1 pseudogene is annotated in these 617 nt (G+C 61.8%); it reads left to right on the top strand.

The features are described from left to right. Positions 1–617 (top strand): annotated as a pseudogene (locus A6302_RS23800) (hypothetical protein); the annotation flags it as partial.

Raw genomic sequence — 617 nt, 5'->3', positions numbered from 1 at the left:
GGCGCGCCTGTCTCCGTGGTGGCGGCTGGCCTTGAGGCTTGGGACCAACTGGCCATCAAGAAGGGGCTTCTGAACGATCAACGCATTCATCACGAGCCACTTCAGGCGAGGCTCCAGGTGAACGGGTTCAGGTTACCTCCTGTTGGAGACGAAAAAGTCGGCAGGGAGAAGCGACCACGCCTCTTGCCAGCCTACAGGTTCCCGGATTGGCATGTCTGTCCGAAGTGCAACCTCCTGCAACGTAGCCGCTTCTGGAGTTCCGAGATCGGGAAGCCCGAGCTGTGGTGCCCCTCCTGCAGTTCCGGGCGCGGCAAGCGCATCAGGAAGGTCTATGCGGTACCTGTCCGCTTCATCGTGACTTGCCCTGCGGGGCATCTTCAGGATTTTCCCTGGATGTCATGGCCGAAACACGCCGAGGCCTGCTCCCGAAAGAAGCCGCTAAAGCTCGTCGGGGAAGGCGCCGGGTTGAAGGGGCTCAAGGTGCACTGCACCGAATGCAAGGCCGAGCGCGACCTTGATGGCGCCCTGTCGCCCGGGGCGCTCGGCAAGATTTCGTGCGACGGCAGGTCACCTTGCTCAAGATGCAGCCAGAACCTTGCAACCATCAGCCTGTTGCC

It is taken from the genome of Methylobrevis pamukkalensis (assembly GCF_001720135.1).
Taxonomy (GTDB): domain Bacteria; phylum Pseudomonadota; class Alphaproteobacteria; order Rhizobiales; family Pleomorphomonadaceae; genus Methylobrevis; species Methylobrevis pamukkalensis.
This window is presented reverse-complemented; position numbering and strand designations above follow the sequence as displayed.